This is a genomic window from Lentibacillus sp. (assembly GCF_035301675.1).
GTDB lineage: Bacteria > Bacillota > Bacilli > Bacillales > Amphibacillaceae > Lentibacillus.
On record NZ_DATGTT010000065.1, the window covers coordinates 123,715 to 139,021 of the forward strand.

A 15,307-nucleotide genomic window follows, 5' to 3' on the forward strand; every position below is an offset into this window, starting at 1 on the left:
TTTATAAAACGCAATAAATCCCTTGCAACACAATATATGTTACAAGGGATTTATTATGATGATTTATTTGATTCCGATGATGAATCGAAAACAGGTTCACCGTCTCTGACGGTATATGGAAGTGAATATGCCGGAACAAATGGCGTACTTTCCGCTAGCAGATACCGGATGTCATCCCCTTCGTCAAAATCATGTTCATATTCGTCAAGGGCTCTGGTTAAATCGATTCGATAATCAACATAAAGATTACCTTCTGTATCCATTATGATTGGAAGGTTTTCCTTGGAATAGGGACTCTCAACATAAGGCGGGGATTCTAATCCCAGTTTTTCATGATCTATTTGGAAAATACCATCAGCTATTTCTTTGCCAAACGGGGGATAAATATGTTCGTTGCGATAGGCATTTAGCTTTACAGCAACTTCCCTAATGGCGTCCGATACCCGTAAATCAATCAGTTTTACGCGCGGATCATCTTCCGGTGTGATAATCGTATACTGATAAATTCCACCATTTTGATAGGCAGTACCGGGGATCTCAGTCATAAGGTTCTGTTCTTTTAACAATTGAAAATCAACTAAATATTTTTGGAATACAGGCGTATCACTGGATTTGGTTCGAATCGGCAGTAGTCCCTGAGTCTGTTCATGGTATTGATCTACTGCTGATTGCACTTCTTTCAGCTGTGATTCATTCGGCTGCTTGTTTTTCGATAATTCACTATCCGGAAAAAGGCAGCCGGTCAGCAGAAAGAGCATAAGTAATGGCCAGAGCAGCCTAGTATATGTATTCTTTATCACCCTAACCCTCCTATGCGGTCGGGCCGCTAAAAACGATATACAAAATAATAATGGCGCCAAATATTAAAGATAAATATGCAAGAATCGTTACAATTGCCGATAGGACACCCTTTAATTTATATCTGCTGAGCAATACGAGCCCCATTGCCAGAATCAACAGCCCCATGCCAGCGAATGAGATCCACATATTCATCATGCTTTCGGACATATCATTCACCCCTGTTTAAAACATACACAACGTATTATAACACATGAGATGAAGCGGTGGCATTAGAAAACTTGGCTGGTCGTCAAGCCTTAGTTCTCAAAAAAATCCAGGATGAAGGGGGCTGGCTTCATCCCGGCATGACTAAATAATACCCACAGCAACTCCATCCATGAATGCTTGTGCGATTTATTTTATGCGAGCATACGTATCAATGTATCCTCACTTGCCCAGTTATAATTATTTTTTAAACATTTTGTTCAAAGTTTGCATATCTACTGGCATATTATTTTTCGTGATTGATTCCACTATTTTGTTTTCTTTTTCTTTGGAAATAGGTTTATTCGCTAATTTTGACAACCGCTGAACCAGATTTCTGATTGTTTTTTCATCCGAAAAATCAGCGTTTTTTACAGAGTTTGCCACTTTATATATTTCATTTGGGCTGATATCTGAATTTTGCTGAACTTTATCAAACAGATTGTCTTGATTGTTACTCACATGCTCGCCTCCTTGCATAATCTTTTCAACATATTATATGCAAGGCAGGCGATTAAGTGTTATTCCGCGAAATTCGCACGCAGAAATGAAGTAATATCGTCCATTTCATCACGTTTATTCCGGTTCATTAATTGTTCGACAACATCTTTGGGCTTTTTATCATTAAAGAGAATGTCATACAATCCTTCGGTGATTGGCATCTCAATCTGTTGAGCAGTGGCAAACTGGTAAGCTGCTTTAGTGGTTCGCACACCTTCTACAACCATACCCATCTGTTCAAGGACTTCATCGATTTTTTGGCCTTTTCCCAACAGGTTGCCTGCACGCCAGTTCCGGCTGTGATGGCTTGTACATGTGACAATCAGATCGCCGACACCCGGTAAACCCAGAAACGTCAGAGGGCTTGCTCCAAGCGAGGCTCCCAGCCTGGCTATTTCTGCCAGTCCTCTTGTAATCAAGGCTGCTTTTGCATTGTCACCGTATCCTAAGCCATCGGATATACCAGCTCCCAATGCAATAATATTTTTTAATGCACCCCCAAGTTCAATCCCAACCATGTCATTGCTTGTGTAAACCCGGAATGATTCATTAATGAACAAATCCTGGGCAAATGCAGCATTCTTGCTGTTAATGGATGAAACAGTCACAGTTGTTGGCTGCCGCTTGCCGACTTCTTCTGCATGACTGGGTCCTGATAGCACAACGACGTCTTCGTAATTGTAATCTGCCATTTCCTCACCAATCATTTGGGAGACCCGTTTCAATGACTCCGGCTCAATCCCTTTTGTCGCATGAACAATGGTTGCAGGTTTTTTCACCGTCTTAGCCAGTTCAGAACAGACTTCACGGATTGCCTTTGTAGGTACAACTATAATAATAGCGGAAACATCTTCAACTGCTTTATCCAGTGTATGGAATGCTTTGATTTGTTCAGGGATATCCGCATCCAGATATTGCTCATTTTTATGCGTTTGGTTAATCGCCTCAGCCTGTTCATACCGGTGTGTCCACAACCTGACATCGTGTCCGTTATCAGCCAGCACAATGCTTAATGCAGTTCCCCAGCTTCCGGCGCCTAATACTGCTACTTTAGTCAACGTTCTTCCTCCTTATTGCCGCTTTCGGGCATAAATGTTAATTGGTGTTCCCACAAATCCAAATGCATCTCTTATCCGGTTTTCTAAAAATCGTTTATATGAGAAATGCATTAAACCGGGTTCATTAACAAATACAACGAAGCTTGGCGGTTTGACAGCGACTTGGGCCGTGTATAAGACTTTCAGGCGTTTTCCCTTAAATGTCGGTGTCGGATTCATTGCCAGTGCATCCATAATGACGTCATTCAGTACGTTTGTCGGTACACGTTTCGTATGATTTTCACTAGCTGTTTTAATCGAAGGGATTAACGTATGTAATCTTTTTCTGGTTTTAGCTGACAGGAAAACAATTGGAGCATAATCCAAATACTGAAAGTTTAGCCTGACTTTTTGTTCGAATTCTTTCATCGTCTTTTCGTTGGTTTCGACTGTATCCCATTTGTTAACGACGATAATGATACTGCGCCCCGCTTCATGTGCGTAGCCGGCAATTTTTTTATCCTGTTCCCTTATACCTGTTTCGGCATCAATTAAAACCAGAACAACATCTGATCGCTCAATTGCTTTTAATGCTCGCAACACACTATATTTTTCGGTTCCTTCGTAAATTTTACCGCGCTTGCGCATACCAGCGGTATCAATGATGACAAAATCCTGATCATCTTTATGCAGGCGCGTATCAACTGCGTCTCTTGTCGTGCCTTCCTGTTCACTTACAATGACACGCTCCTCATTTAACATCGCGTTAACAAGGGATGATTTTCCGACATTAGGTCTCCCAATCACACTGAAGTAAATCGTCTCATCGTCAGGCACCTGATCGTGCATTTCCGGAAAGTACCCGACTACTTCATCCAGCAAATCACCAAGTCCCAGACCGTGAGCTCCGGAAATAGGGAATGGTTCTCCGAATCCTAATGCATAGTATTCATAAATTTCATCGCGCATTTCCGGATTGTCGATTTTATTCACGGCGAGGGTTACCGGTTTATTGGATTTATACAAGATTTTTGCTACTTCCTCATCAGCGGCAGTCATGCCTTCGCGTCCATTCAGTAAAAAGATAATCACATCGGCTTCATCAATTGCTATTTCCGCCTGCTGACGCATTTGGACTAGCAGCGGTTCATCACTCATCTCAATGCCGCCTGTATCGATGATATTGAATGCTGTTGTCAGCCATTCAGCTTCCGCGTAAATCCGATCACGTGTCACACCGGGGGTGTCTTCCACAATCGAAATTCGTTCCTCGGCGAGCCGGTTGAATATCGTTGATTTCCCTACGTTTGGTCTACCTATAATTGCTACAACAGGTTTTCTCATGAAAGGAACATCCTTTCCGTTTCTCTCAAATTCTTTTAGTTTGTGTTAAAAAAGGGGGGTAAAAAGGTCGAGAAGTTCCAGGCGGTTCATTTTTTCAGCCACGGACTGTATTGCATTTAGATAAACAAGCACAAGGAATGCTTCACAGAATCCGTATTGAACGCAGGAAATTTTCTTTACCAAGGAGCTGAAAAACAAGCCGCGAAGAAATTCAAAGTTTCGTTTTTACTGGAATTTCTGAACAATCTCTTCAACACGCACTTTTGTCCCGCCTTAACGGGCAGCAAGACCCTCATCATCATTAGTTCAGGAAACCCAAGAAATGAGCGGCGGATCAGTTGCCCGTAAAGGTCCGATTCGGTTCAACTAGCATTCAGTGGGAAAAACCGTCCCATTGAATGAAGTTTCACTTTACTAATTCTAGCAAAAGAAAACCTTAACCACAATTATTATTGAGCCCGTTTCCTGAAAAGGGGTTTTGATTTTGTGATAGATGTCTGAAATCTTATTGATATCTTTTGCCTAAGACTTAAGATAAAATCCTGACAAACGATTGAAGCCACAATCATAAGAACTGAATCCAAAAAGCGTTTATCACCTATCATATCCGATATTGCATAATTGGCAATGAGCAAACTATAAATCAATTCACCTGCTGCCATACCAAGGAGAAGACAAGCTAATCTGTTCCATAACCCGGTTGTCATTATAACGGTCAGCAGGTAAAGAAAACATGAATTGATAAGTGCAGGCGGGAAAAAATGCTTTATCGGAAGATGATTCTCCCAGATAAGAACAGCAGTGTATCCGATCATTATAGTTAATGAAGCAAAAACATGAAAAAACTTTCTGGACATTTTAGTTTGCAATATAACGGCTCCTGAAAAAATTATCAGGCAGCTCAATGACATTTTGAGTAAACCAATTGATAAGTAAATATCAGAGCCTATAATCAACAGCAAAAGCCAGCATGCCAGCAGTAATCTGTATTTGTTTTTCTCCATAAAAAAAGTGATGATAATCCATAAGATCCAGGCGAACCAGTAAAAGAGAAGTCCACTGTCCATTAACCTCACCTGCCACTACCATTATGGCTGCCTTTTCTCTGTTTTAAACAAAGGTTTTTGACTGTGTTCATATAAACGATCACAAAGGCAAATCTTATGTCCCTATTTAGCAATAAGCTTTTTAAATACAAGATAAAATGAAACTTTATTCAATGGGAGATCCCGTCCGATAAGAAGGGATAAAAAAAGCTCCTTCCGGTGCGGAAAGAGCTTTAAATACAATGTTACTTGTATTTATCGAGTTTATCACCGATAAAATCACCGATCTGGAAACCGGACTGATCGTCGTCTTTTTCATATTGTTTCACTTCTGATGCTTCTTTTTCCTGTTCTAATTCTTTTATACTCAATGATATCCGTTCTTCCTGCTCGTTGACATCCAAAACTTTCACATCGATTTGCTGACCGATTTCAAGTACTTCCTGAGGTGTTCCGATATGACGGTTGGCAATTTGCGAGATGTGTACCAGTCCTTCAACACCAGGGAAGACTTCAACAAATGCACCAAAGTTAACGAGTCGTTTTACTTTTCCCTCAAGAATATCTCCTCGTGATACACGGTCTTCAATGTTTGCCCATGGACCAGGAAGTGTTTTCTTTCTTGAAAGGGAGATACGCTCATTATCCCTATCTATAGATAAAACTTCCACTTTAATGGTGTCACCCTCTGCGACAACATCTGAAGCTTTTTCGACATGCTCATGAGCCAGCTGTGAGATGTGGACCAGACCATCAATACCGCCTAGGTTAACAAAAACGCCGAAGTTAGTCAGGCGCTGAACAGTACCTTCAAGTACTTGTCCTTCTTCAAGCGATTGAAGAACTTCATGTTTTTTCGCGTTCATTTCATCCTGAATAACATCTTTATGGGATAGGATGATACGATTTTGCTCTCTGTCTAAATCAACAATCTTAACAGTAAGCGGTTTGTTTAAATAATCGGAGAAGTCCTCAACATAATAAGTTTCAACGAGTGAAGCGGGAATAAATCCGCGAACACCGACATCAGCGACAAGACCGCCTTTAACGATTTCTTTTATCTCTGTTTCGAATACTTCACCGCTTTGATACTTTTCGTCCAGACTTTCCCAGGCTTGTTCAGCATCTACTGCTTTTTTAGACAGAATGACTTCATCATCATCCAGCTTTTTTACATAAAGAGTCAGCGAGTCGCCTTCTTCAACGGCATCACTTGCTTTCTCAATATGGAGACTTGATAGTTCGCCGATCGGAACAATACCTTCCGTTTTGTAGCCAATATCGACAAGAACTTGTTTATCTTCCACCTTTAGTACCGTTCCTGTCACGATATCTCCTATATTCATTTCCGTTATTCCATTGCTGGATTCATTCATACCATAGCCCTCCTTAAAATACATAACAACAAAAAATAAATTCCCTTTTTTATAACTTCTAATATTTATAATTATTTGTCAAGCGAAGCATGCTGGGAATGATGATTTTCAATCAAATTTCCGATTTCTGTCATAATTGCATCTGCTGCCTCTCTTGCTGATGCTTTTGAATCACGATAAGTTTGCATATCCACTGCCTGACCGTATATAACCGTCAGTTTACTTCCGGGCCTGTACGGACCGATAATTGCACACGGAATAATTGTTGCATTGGATCTTAATGCAAAAAAGCCGGCTCCGGCCAATGGTTTACCAAGCTGACCTGTCTTGCTTCGGGTTCCTTCAGGGAACAGCCCCAGCGTATTTCCCTGTTCTAAAATCTCCAGCCCCTTGCGCAGCGCATTCCTGTCTTTCATTCCTCTTTTCACAGGGAATGCTTGAATACCTATCAGCAGACTGCGCAAAAAAGGCTTTTCAAACAATTCACCTTTTGCCATAAAATAAATGTCACGAGGTGACGTAATCCCTACTACAGGTGGATCAAGATTGGAAATATGATTTGAACAGATGATCACAGAGCCGTTTTTTGGAATGTTTTCCTTTCCAATAACCCGGATGCGATATAAGGGATAAAATATGGCTGACACCGCCCACTTTGCTATCTTATAAAGATTCATCAAGATCGCCTCTATCCGGAACGGCCTTTTTAACTTCACTAAGTATGGATTCAGCAACTTCATCAATCGATAAACTGGTGGTATCCAATTCAATTGCATCGTCTGCTTTAATTAACGGTGCGACTTCCCGCTTTGAATCAATACGATCTCTTTCCTCAATTTCCTGCTTTAATTTCTCGAAATCAGTGGAAAACCCTCTGCTGACATTTTCCTCATACCTCCGTTTTGCCCGTTCCTCCACTGAGGCTTGCAAGAAGATTTTCACTTCCGCATCAGGCAGAACTTGAGTGCCAATATCACGTCCATCCATAACAACCCCACGTCTTCTGGCCAACTCCTGCTGGCGTTTGACCATCTCCTTACGTACACTTGAATGCTTGGCTGTATAGGACACATTGTTCGTCACGGCCTCAGACCGGATGTCGTATGTCATATCTTCACCATCAATCAAAACATGCTGCTGGTCTTTACCTTGCACAAGTTCTATACTGGTATCAGCCAAAAGATCGGAAAGCTTCTGTTCATCATCCAAAGAGATACGCTCCTGCAGTGCTTTGTATGTTAACGCCCGGTACATTGCTCCAGTGTCAATGTAAATAAAAGAAAGTTTCTTTGCGACAATCCTGGAAACGGTGCTTTTCCCGGCAGCCGCAGGACCATCAATCGCTATCGCGAATGCATTTGTATTCATTCCTGTCTTTCATTCCTCTCAAAACATGAGTGGTGCAAGCATTAAAAGGGAGCAACCAATCATAATTTAAATAATGGCAAGTTTCATCTATGTAATCCTACATATAAAATAATAACATACATCATAAAAAAAGTTCTACTGATTTTCAAGCCTCAGTTATTGTCTCTCTTTGTAAAATTTGTACCTATTGTTAATTGACCTTTTTTTGGAGTTTGCTTGTTAAAGATTGTTGTTATATTGACCGGTTTTCCAGGGGCGGCTGGTGAACCTGTTCAAACAGGATCTATGCGGGGGGGTCACCTACACCTTCCGTCTCCTGTAGTACCGGCTTCTTTGGCAGTCAGTGTTATAGCAAACAGTAAAAAAGGGAAAGATCTAAGTCCTTCCCTATGAGGCGGATGCATAATTAATTTCAGTGCCATCCAGTTTTTCCACTTTTTCTTCCGTTCCATCTTTTGCATTGATGAATATCCTGTATGTTTCGTTATCAAGAACTCCAAGAAATTCATATACCAATACTTCTTCGCCTATATCATTGTCAATTACGGCCATATACTGCTCATTAATCTGCACGTCAGGATTCACCTTTTCTTTTGCCTCGTCAATCGAAAGCTCCGGTTCAGGAATATCCCGTTTTTTATGGTTCATAAAGTAATTTCTTGCCGTCAATCCGAGCAGATCACCATTATCCAGTGCTACCTTCAGCTCGATTGCGTCGGAATAAATCCGTACACCATCCTGGTTATAGAGGAAAGAATAGACACCGACGTTGTCAAACTGGTTGCTGGTAAACAATTTCATATTATCGAACTTATATTGATCAAGGTATTCCTTTGCTTTTTTCAGCCCTTGATTCAGGCTGATTTTTTGTTCCTTTACCTGACGGTTAACCAACAGTGTCAGTGGATGCCCCCCTTGTTTTGTTATATCAAGGTAGCCATTTTTATTACCATTTTGATATGAAATGCTGTATATAGGGACATCTGCCCCATCTCCGCTTTCCGTCACAGTGAGGTTGTCAGTATTTTTGACATTGAGTAATTCCTGACCTCTTTTAGATGCTGTTTTTTTATCAATCTTTTCACCGGTAAGGTTTTGATATTCATGTTCTTCCGCTGAAGTTCCCGTTAAGGCGGAATCCACGTTGCTTTCAGCAAAACCTTCCACTTTCTTTTCGACTGTTTTAAATCCATCAACAATTGTATTATCAGATTGTTCATCCTGGGTGGCCAGCGCTAACTGCACATCCATCCACCGCAGATTTTCATCCAGCACAGTATGCTGTACGTTTCTGAGTTCATCTTTCAAATCGCCGGACTGTTCGTATAAATTCTGCAGCGTTTTGACCTCTTTATCGCTCAATGGTTTTTCCTGTAAATCTCTTACGGCCGTACGATAAGTAAAATCGCCAATATTTGAAAGAAACTCTTCTGTTTTGTTAAACGGCATTAATGTCAGCGGGAGCTGCCCGACATTAGAAGATGCTTGTGATGTCAGTCTCCAAATTTCTGTTAATTGCGGCGATAGCGACTTTCTTGAGTTCATGGCCAGAGCTGTACCAATTTTATCATGCATCAAATCCATATGGTAAGATAGTTCATGAAACGCTCTTTGATAATTGTTTTCAGCTTGTATTAATACCGCATTTTTTTCCTGATGTTCCTGGTATCCCCAAAAACCTACACCAGCTATCCCCAAAGAAAGAATTCCAATTAAAATCCAACGTACCACCTGCATCACTCCTTCCTATTTAGCGAATATGTGTTTTCCGATTTTTTTAATTTGTGGTCTCGACCAAATCCAATCCGATGTTGCGGTAACCGGGTTAAAGTAATAGATAGCGTTGCCTGAGGGATCCCATCCATTAATGGCATCAAGCACAGCTTTCTTAGAAGTCTTGCTTGGCGTCAGCCAGATTTGTCCGTCAGCAACTGCAGTGAACGCTCTTGGCTCAAAAATGACCCCTGAAACCGAATTCGGGAATGACGGGCTTTCGACACGGTTCAAAATGACCGCAGCAACGGCAACCTGGCCGACATACGGCTCCCCTCTTGCTTCTCCGTTAACAGCATTGGCCATTAATTGAATATCATTTTGTGAATATCCCTGAGGCACATTAGCGGCTGTCGGTTCTGCTCCGGCATTATCGTTATTGGTATTATTATTTCCGGCATTGTTATTAGATGTATTGTTGTTGTCATTACTCGGCTCAGACTGTTTTGAATTATCAACTCCCCCATAATGTGTAAAATCATTTCCCTGGTTTATTTGGTTCTTTACATATTCTTTGTCATACTTACTTGCTGCTGCCAATTTTTCTTTGGTTTTCGTTCCGGCAAGACCATCGATTTCAATTCCAAATTCATACTGGAAATTCCGCAGTGCCCAATATGTCCCCCAACCGAAAACACCATCAATATTTCCGTTGTAGAAGCCAAGGTATTGCAATCTCGCCTGCAGCTCAATTACATCTTCACCAACTGCACCGTGCTGAATGACTTGATCAGTAAAAGCGTTAACCGGTTTTGCAGAATGTGGTGTTTGAAGTCCAATCACCATAAGACATATAATGGTAAATAGGAACATTTTTTTATAGGTCATATCGTTGCCTCCTGCTAAACAATATCATGTTAAACCTATTTTTTTACGAAACCGCCATTTTATTCATCAGGAATACTTTTTAAGAATACTAAAGTCTTTTCAAGCAGATGAAAGCAGTATGAACCCTTACAAATAAAAAAACCTTTATATCACAGGATACAAAGGATTTCAGGCTTGCTTTTTCTTTTTTTGTATGACATATTGATTTGCGGTTTTCATTCGATAAAGTGCCATGAACCATAGCCCTATCATAAACGGTATCAGTAAAATTAACCAATCGCTTGTAATTGTGTTAAGAATATAATTATAGGTTCCATGCAAAAGGAATGGGACCAATAAAGCCAGTATAATGTGACGGTTTTTATGAGCAATGCCCATTTTAGCCTTGCCAAAATGATAGCCCATCATCACGCCAAATAACGCATGTGATGACACTGGAAATAGTGCTCTGGAAAATGCATATTCAATTCCATTGGTGAACAGATAGAGTACATTTTCAACCGTGGCAAATCCCAGGCTAATGGAAACTGCGTAGACAATGCCATCATAATGCGCATCAAAATCTGTATGGTGAAAAATGATGTACATAAACACAAACCATTTAAAAAACTCTTCCATCAGACCTGATATGAAAAAAGATTGAACGAAGCTGCTTTCATTTAGGTTTTCAGCTGAGAATCCATATTGAATAAACATGATTGGAAACACAAGCAAGGAGCCGAACAAAAAGGTTTTAACCAATAATGGCAATGGTTCAGTAAAACGGTCTTTTAAATAAAAAAAAGCCATCAATGTAAATGCAGGGGCAATACCCGCTGAAAATAGAGCAAGCACTTTAAAAACCTCTTCCATATACTTTATTGAATTTATCCCGCCTTAACGGGTGGCAATCCCCCATTTCAATGTTTCATGGGCACCAGAAAAGAAAAGCGGTGGATCAGCTGACCATAAATGTCCGATTCGGTTCAACTAACATTCAGTGGGGAAAAAACACCCCACTGAATGGAGTTTCACTTTATCCCGCATGTAACGGACAGTAATCCGCCAAAATACGGCGGTTAACTGCCCGTAAATGTCCGATTCGGTTCAACTAACATTCAGTGGGGAAAAGACACCCCACTGAATGAAGTTTCACTTTATCATACCATGCTGCTTTAAAAATGAAAATCATGATGACGGAAGGTGATTGCATTGAAACATATACTCATTATTCATACCGGTGGAACTATATCAATGCTGGAAAACAAACGGACAGGAGAAGTTACGACAGCAGATCAGCACCCATTATCGGATTTAACACACCAGTTTGAGCATTACGCACACACAGAGGAAATCACGCCATTTTCCGTACCATCACCGCAAATCACACCGCAGCATATGCTGCAGCTGGATTCCATCATTAAAGAGAAAGTGAATGAATACGATGGATTTGTGATTACTCATGGGACGGATACACTGGAGGAGACGGCTTACTTCCTTGATCTGGCTTCAGAAACGGAAAAACCGATAATCATTACTGGTGCGATGCGGTCTGCCAATGAAATTGGTTCCGACGCTCTTTACAATCTGATTAGCTCCTTACGTACAGCAACAAGCGATGATGCATGGGATAAAGGGGTATTGGTCGTCATGAATGATGAAATACACACGGCACGAAATGTAACAAAGACATCGACCACTAACGTGGCAACATTTCAAAGTCCACAATACGGGCCCATCGGCATTGTCACTAAAGATTCCATCACCTTCTATCATACCATATTGACAAGGGGGGCGTGGCCCGTAAACAAAATCACACAAAATGTGTTAATGTTAAAAGCGTACGCGGGCATGGATGTTGAAATTTTAGATGCGATACATCGAACGAAGCCTGATGGTCTCGTATTGGAGGGATTGGGTCAGGGAAATCTGCCAAAACAAACATTGCCTTCCTTGAAACAATTTATTGATGATAATATACCCGTCATATTGGTTTCGAGATGCTATAAGGGAATTGTACAGCCGACATACGGATATGACGGCGGCGGCAAGCATCTTATGGATATGGGGGTCATTTTCGCCGACGGTTTAACAGGACCGAAAGCACGGCTTAAATTATTAATTGCATTGGAAGTCACATCAAATATGGATAAATTAAAATCAATGTTTGAGAAAAATTATTAAACCAGTGTAAGAACAAAGGCTCGGGGTACCCGTATAGTGACGTACGAACTGCGGTCAGCGTTGCAGGTGGGTCGGCGTTGCCGCGCATCGCGGCGGTTTTAGCCGATCTGCCCCACTAACTAGAGGAGGTAAAGGAAACACGGTGACCATAGGGAGCCGCTGTTGACTTATCAGCCGGAGGTGAAGGAAGTCACGCTACAACTGTAGCGCTGGAGCCGGACGTGGCTATTTTTGATAATGCATACGTAAAGCCAAAAATTTATACTTCTTATATCATAAAAAATATGCCTTGTCCCAATAAAAAAAGGTAACAGCTTAAAATTCTGTTACCTTTTTTGATGTTATTGCTTCAGCGATTTTGCCTCCGTGGAAGCGGCCATTTTCAATAAAAATTTCATTGTTGTTATAACCTGCTGCAACAACTCCAGCTACATAAACTCCAGGTACGTTTGTTTCCATCGTTTCTTGATTAAAGAACGGCCGGCCGGAGTTCTCATCGACATGGACACCTGTCAGCTTCAATAACTGAAAGTCAGGCTTGTAACCGGTCATGGCAAATACATAATCATTATCGACTTCTTTTGTTTCATTTCCTGCTGTGTAAATAACTTTATCGTCGGTTATTTCTTTTATATGGGCATTAAATTCCATGTGGACAATTTCTTTACGCACAAGAGAATCAAACTCGGGTAAAATCCATGGTTTGACACTTTTGGAGTATTGTTCCCCGCGATATAATACGGTAATGTTTGCTCCTGCTTTATGGAGTTCAAGAGTTGTGTCAACTGCGGAGTTTTTCCCTCCGATAACAACGACATTCTTATTGTAAAATGGATGCGCTTCTTTAAAGTAATGCATAACTTTTGGCAAGTCTTCACCCGGAACGTTCATCATATTTGGCTGGTCATGGTAGCCTGTCGCGATGATGACATTTTCCGCTGAATAGGTTTGCTTTTCCCCGTTCTTATTTTCCGTTTCAAGTGTAAAGTTGCTTTGACCGGAAGACTTAATACTGTAAACTTTCTCGAATGAGTTGATCCTTAAGTTTTTTCGCCTGGCAACTTCCCTGTAATAGGACAAAGCCTGGTTGCGAACCGGCTTTTGTTTTTCCGTTATAAAAGCCACTTCTCCGATTTCCAGCTTCTCACTTGAACTGAAGAATGTTTGGTGGGTCGGAAAGTTATAGATTGTGTTGACCACATTTTCTTTTTCGATGATTAATGGATTGATTCCATGTTCCTGAAGATTAATCGCACAAGACATACCACATGGCCCGCCGCCTACAATAATTATATTTTCGTTTTGCATCGAACGCACTTCCTTATAATAATCTTTTTAGAAATTGTTTGTTGTGTATGTTTTTCATTTAAAAAACTCCTATCCAACTATACAAGATAAGAGTTTTTTCGTCACTTATTTCGTTTAAAAACTGCTGATGCAGCTGCTTATATCAGACCCACCCACGGAATCTTGCAGCCTCAGCCATTTTACGGACACCAGCCATATAAGCTGCCAACCGCATATCAACACGTCTTGTTTCCGCCGTATTGTAAATGTTGTTGAAGGATTTGATCATAGTTTCATGAAGTTTTTTATCGATTTCTTCTGCTGTCCAGTAGTAACCCTGGTTATTTTGCACCCACTCAAAGTACGATACTGTTACACCGCCTGATGATGCAAGTACATCAGGAACAAGCAATACTCCCCGTTCTGAAAGAATTCTGGTCCCTTCCAAAGTTGTAGGACCATTGGCAGCTTCGACAACGATGCTTGCTTTTATGTTACCGGCATTCTCCTCGGTAATTTGATTTTGCACTGCAGCAGGCACGACGATATCACAATCAAGCTCCAGTAATTCCTTGTTGGTTATCGTATTTTCGAATAGGTTCGTGACAGTTCCAAAACTGTCTCTTCTATCCAGCAAATAATCTATATCAAGTCCATCAGGGTCGCTAAGGCCTCCATAAGCATCTGAAATGCCTACTATTTTGGCACCCGCATCATACAGGAACTTCGCCAGAAAGCTCCCTGCATTTCCAAAACCCTGAACGACCACTCTCGCCCCGTTAACATCTAAGCCTTTTTTCTTGGCAGCTTCATTTATGCAAATCGTTACACCTTTAGCAGTTGCAGATTCTCTACCGTGTGAACCTCCGAGAACGATCGGCTTTCCAGTAATGAAACCCGGGTTGTTAAATTCGTCAATACGACTGTATTCATCCATCATCCATGCCATGATTTGGGAGTTTGTGAACACGTCAGGTGCTGGAATGTCTTTGTTCGGGCCTACAATTTGACTAATTGCCCGCACATAACCCCGGCTGAGTCCTTCCAGTTCACGGAAAGACATCTCACGCGGATCACAGATAATACCACCTTTACCGCCGCCATATGGCAAATCAACAATGCCAGCTTTTAAGCTCATCCAAATGGATAATGCCTTCACTTCTTTTTCGCTGACATTGGGATGAAACCTAACTCCGCCTTTTGTCGGACCGACAGAATCATTGTGCTGTGCACGGTATCCGGTAAAAATTTTAATGGAACCATCGTCCATACGGACAGGAATTCTTATCGTCATCATACGCATAGGATCTTTCATCAGTTCAAATACTTCATCAGGGTAACCCAATTTATCCAGTGCGTTTTTAACAACAGTCCGTGTTGAGGCTAACACGTCCATGCTTTCGTTTTTATCTTTGGTAGAATCTGCTGCGTTATCGGCTACCATGAGTTTACCTCCTAGATATCGAAAAAATTTTAATTATAGCTGTACTCAGGGTTTAGTATACACGTTCCTACTAAATATGCAATATAATAAAATGAA

At 41.1% G+C, this 15,307-nt stretch carries 16 protein-coding genes; 1 reads left to right on the top strand and 15 read right to left on the bottom strand.

Going from position 1 to position 15,307, the window contains the following annotated elements; genetic code table 11:
* Positions 1 to 53: 53 nt before the first annotated feature.
* From VK097_RS12100 to prsW, 13 genes are all read right to left on the bottom strand, one after another.
* Complete coding sequence (locus tag VK097_RS12100) at positions 54 to 797, bottom strand: YphF family lipoprotein (RefSeq protein ID WP_324212104.1); 744 nt, start codon at positions 795 to 797, stop codon at positions 54 to 56.
* A gap of 13 nt (positions 798 to 810) precedes the next feature.
* Positions 811 to 1,008, bottom strand: coding sequence for a DUF2768 domain-containing protein (locus VK097_RS12105; protein WP_324212062.1), 198 nt, complete (start codon positions 1,006 to 1,008; stop codon positions 811 to 813).
* A gap of 237 nt (positions 1,009 to 1,245) precedes the next feature.
* Positions 1,246 to 1,506 carry a stage VI sporulation protein F gene (locus VK097_RS12110; RefSeq protein ID WP_324212063.1) on the bottom strand — a complete coding sequence of 87 codons (261 nt, stop codon included), beginning with the start codon at positions 1,504 to 1,506 and terminating at the stop codon, positions 1,246 to 1,248.
* A 59-nt stretch (positions 1,507 to 1,565) separates the two neighbouring features.
* Entirely contained in the window at positions 1,566 to 2,603 is a 1,038-nt protein-coding gene (locus tag VK097_RS12115; RefSeq protein WP_324212064.1) for an NAD(P)H-dependent glycerol-3-phosphate dehydrogenase, read from the bottom strand.
* Positions 2,604 to 2,615: 12 nt separating this feature from the next.
* Positions 2,616 to 3,926 (bottom strand): ribosome biogenesis GTPase Der, encoded by a 1,311-nt coding sequence (gene der / locus VK097_RS12120; protein ID WP_324212065.1) that lies wholly within the window; start codon positions 3,924 to 3,926, stop codon positions 2,616 to 2,618.
* Between the two features lie 449 nt (positions 3,927 to 4,375).
* The gene (locus VK097_RS15505) at positions 4,376 to 4,930 is read right to left on the bottom strand and encodes a YphA family membrane protein (RefSeq protein WP_422655534.1); all 555 of its coding nucleotides are present in this window, start codon (positions 4,928 to 4,930) and stop codon (positions 4,376 to 4,378) included.
* The gene (locus VK097_RS12125; RefSeq protein ID WP_324212066.1) at positions 4,866 to 5,015 is read right to left on the bottom strand and encodes a hypothetical protein; all 150 of its coding nucleotides are present in this window, start codon (positions 5,013 to 5,015) and stop codon (positions 4,866 to 4,868) included. The genes VK097_RS15505 and VK097_RS12125 overlap by 65 nt, the downstream gene beginning before the upstream one ends.
* A gap of 202 nt (positions 5,016 to 5,217) precedes the next feature.
* Positions 5,218 to 6,348: a 30S ribosomal protein S1 gene (gene rpsA / locus VK097_RS12130; RefSeq protein WP_324212067.1), complete on the bottom strand. Its 1,131-nt coding sequence runs from the start codon at positions 6,346 to 6,348 to the stop codon at positions 5,218 to 5,220.
* A gap of 71 nt (positions 6,349 to 6,419) precedes the next feature.
* Complete coding sequence (locus VK097_RS12135; RefSeq protein ID WP_324212068.1) at positions 6,420 to 7,025, bottom strand: lysophospholipid acyltransferase family protein; 606 nt, start codon at positions 7,023 to 7,025, stop codon at positions 6,420 to 6,422.
* Positions 7,012 to 7,716 carry a (d)CMP kinase gene (gene cmk, locus VK097_RS12140; RefSeq protein WP_324212069.1) on the bottom strand — a complete coding sequence of 235 codons (705 nt, stop codon included), beginning with the start codon at positions 7,714 to 7,716 and terminating at the stop codon, positions 7,012 to 7,014. Before cmk ends, VK097_RS12135 begins: the two co-directional genes overlap by 14 nt.
* 387 nt (positions 7,717 to 8,103) lie before the next feature.
* On the bottom strand, positions 8,104 to 9,447 hold the full coding sequence (ypeB, locus tag VK097_RS12145; protein ID WP_324212070.1) for a germination protein YpeB: 1,344 nt from the start codon (positions 9,445 to 9,447) through the stop codon (positions 8,104 to 8,106).
* 15 nt (positions 9,448 to 9,462) lie between these two features.
* Positions 9,463 to 10,317: a spore cortex-lytic enzyme gene (gene sleB, locus VK097_RS12150; protein WP_324212071.1), complete on the bottom strand. Its 855-nt coding sequence runs from the start codon at positions 10,315 to 10,317 to the stop codon at positions 9,463 to 9,465.
* A 168-nt stretch (positions 10,318 to 10,485) separates the two neighbouring features.
* Entirely contained in the window at positions 10,486 to 11,151 is a 666-nt protein-coding gene (gene prsW / locus VK097_RS12155; RefSeq protein ID WP_324212072.1) for a glutamic-type intramembrane protease PrsW, read from the bottom strand.
* Between the two features lie 357 nt (positions 11,152 to 11,508).
* On the opposite strand from prsW, the gene VK097_RS12160 reads away from it, so the two are divergent.
* Entirely contained in the window at positions 11,509 to 12,480 is a 972-nt protein-coding gene (locus VK097_RS12160; RefSeq protein ID WP_324212073.1) for an asparaginase, read from the top strand.
* Positions 12,481 to 12,795: 315 nt separating this feature from the next.
* On the opposite strand, the gene VK097_RS12165 is transcribed toward VK097_RS12160, so the two are convergent.
* Positions 12,796 to 13,788, bottom strand: coding sequence for a YpdA family putative bacillithiol disulfide reductase (locus VK097_RS12165; RefSeq protein WP_324212074.1), 993 nt, complete (start codon positions 13,786 to 13,788; stop codon positions 12,796 to 12,798).
* A 142-nt stretch (positions 13,789 to 13,930) separates the two neighbouring features.
* Positions 13,931 to 15,211: a Glu/Leu/Phe/Val family dehydrogenase gene (locus VK097_RS12170; protein ID WP_324212075.1), complete on the bottom strand. Its 1,281-nt coding sequence runs from the start codon at positions 15,209 to 15,211 to the stop codon at positions 13,931 to 13,933.
* Positions 15,212 to 15,307: the final 96 nt, after the last annotated feature.

Bases quoted from the DNA above. Each gene is read 5' to 3' on its own strand.
- VK097_RS12165 (WP_324212074.1), bottom strand. From the start codon at position 13,788: ATGCAAAACGAAAATATAATTATTGTAGGCGGCGGGCCATGTGGTATG.
- rpsA (WP_324212067.1), bottom strand. From the start codon at position 6,348: ATGAATGAATCCAGCAATGGAATAACGGAAATGAATATAGGAGATATC.
- VK097_RS12170 (WP_324212075.1), bottom strand. From the start codon at position 15,211: ATGGTAGCCGATAACGCAGCAGATTCTACCAAAGATAAAAACGAAAGC.
- VK097_RS12125 (WP_324212066.1), bottom strand. From the start codon at position 5,015: ATGGTAGTGGCAGGTGAGGTTAATGGACAGTGGACTTCTCTTTTACTG.
- VK097_RS12135 (WP_324212068.1), bottom strand. From the start codon at position 7,025: ATGAATCTTTATAAGATAGCAAAGTGGGCGGTGTCAGCCATATTTTAT.
- cmk (WP_324212069.1), bottom strand. From the start codon at position 7,716: ATGAATACAAATGCATTCGCGATAGCGATTGATGGTCCTGCGGCTGCC.
- sleB (WP_324212071.1), bottom strand. From the start codon at position 10,317: ATGACCTATAAAAAAATGTTCCTATTTACCATTATATGTCTTATGGTG.
- VK097_RS12105 (WP_324212062.1), bottom strand. From the start codon at position 1,008: ATGTCCGAAAGCATGATGAATATGTGGATCTCATTCGCTGGCATGGGG.
- VK097_RS15505 (WP_422655534.1), bottom strand. From the start codon at position 4,930: ATGGAGAAAAACAAATACAGATTACTGCTGGCATGCTGGCTTTTGCTG.
- der (WP_324212065.1), bottom strand. From the start codon at position 3,926: ATGAGAAAACCTGTTGTAGCAATTATAGGTAGACCAAACGTAGGGAAA.